The following is a 1,540-nucleotide window of genomic DNA, read 5'->3' as shown; positions in this document are numbered from 1 at the left end:
CCGCTTTTATCAACAAGGTATGCGGGCCGCAACCCTTATACAGTCTATCTCGTAGACCTTTTTGTCACCCCCCCAGGTAGGTGCCAAAGTGAGATGCACCCGTGTGACGTGTGACGTGTGACCAATGGCTTCCGTTCGCAATGGGGGCGAGATTTGTTTGCTGCCGTTCGTTCAATTGTTAATACTGGCAAGCGTCAGGGTTTAACTGCTTATCAATCTATTCAACAAGCTCTCTCTACTGAGGGCTCCCTTTTTTCTCCGAGTTGAGCAATTACAAAAAGAATTTGATTCTTAACTAACCCAAAATTTGATTAATCATTTGATTCGCCTGGGACTCGTAACTCCCACCAAACAAATTAAAATGATTTAAAATGTGATACAGATTATAAAGAGTTTTGCGTTCTTCATACCCTGAATCCAAAGGCCAAACCTGATTATATCCCCGGTAAAACTGCGCCGGAAATCCACCAAATAGCTCAGTCATCGCAAGATCAACTTCTCTATCTCCAAAATATGCCGCCGGGTCAAAAATCACAGGTTCCCCCGCAGATGTTACCCCCGCATTTCCCCCCCACAAATCTCCGTGAACTAGCGAGGGTTGAGGTTCATAACCAGCTAACAATTCAGGAATCATCTCTAATAAACATTCCCCTTGCGGAAAATGACCGCCCCGACGCCTAGCCAATTTTAACTGATAACCAATCCGATGTTCGGCCCAAAATTCTGCCCAGTTTGCCGTCCAATTATTAATTTGTATAGTTGATCCGATCGTATTATTAATACCCCAACCAAAAACTGCCCTCAATAAGCGCGAATTAGGCTCTTCTCCCCCCCTTATCAAGGGGGGCTTGGGGGGGGTGTATTTGTGCATTTCGGCGAGTTTTCGCCCCATTTCTTCCCAAGCTCTCTCGCTACCGCGACTTCCCAACTCCAGCCATTCCAGCACAATATAAGCTGAGTTCCCCTCAGTTCCCCAGCAAATTGGCTCAGGTACTCGAATCGTCTGGGTTTCTCCCATTTGCTGCAAACCCAGCGCTTCAGCTTCAAACATTGTGACTTGGGAAGCTTGATTGATTTTCGCGAAGTAAGCGCGGGAACTGCTGCTGATATAATAGCCTTGATTTATGTACCCCCCGCTGACAAAACGCCGATTGTCGAGAGAAAATGTTTTTCCGGTTGTTTCACAGATGTGCGCGGCAATTTTGTCCCACATAGCATCAAATCGTGTTGAGGGTTGAGGGCGATCGAAATTAGTTTAACAGGTATGGCAACTTAATAAGCAAAAACAACAAAGCCCCTATCTGAAGCTCAGAAAGATGCTGTGTAATGTCAAATATAATCCCAGGCATCGAAATATTTTCTCAGGCAATGGATTCGCCAAATATCTTCGGCACCGGAGGGTTTAACAGGCAACAAAGGATAAGGAGTGGTGGGAATGCGTCATGGAAACTAGGGAAAAGTTGTGAAGGTGAAAAACCCTGAAGACTGCAGAGAATTAAGTCATCAATTACCATGTAGAAAGAGAGGTCAAGCCCTCGGT

The 1,540-nt window shown here is 45.6% G+C and carries 1 protein-coding gene; it reads right to left on the bottom strand.

The features are described 5' to 3' along the window. Positions 1-295 precede the first annotated feature (295 nt). Complete coding sequence (locus QUB77_RS31540) at positions 296-1,213, bottom strand: fructosamine kinase family protein (protein WP_333174316.1); 918 nt, start codon at positions 1,211-1,213, stop codon at positions 296-298. Positions 1,214-1,540: the final 327 nt, after the last annotated feature.

The organism is Microcoleus sp. AT9b-C3, from assembly GCF_036705485.1.
GTDB lineage: Bacteria > Cyanobacteriota > Cyanobacteriia > Cyanobacteriales > Microcoleaceae > Microcoleus.
This window is presented reverse-complemented; position numbering and strand designations above follow the sequence as displayed.

Excerpts from the sequence above, each read along its gene's own strand:
- QUB77_RS31540 (WP_333174316.1), bottom strand. The coding sequence starts at position 1,213 with ATGTGGGACAAAATTGCCGCGCACATCTGTGAAACAACCGGAAAAACA.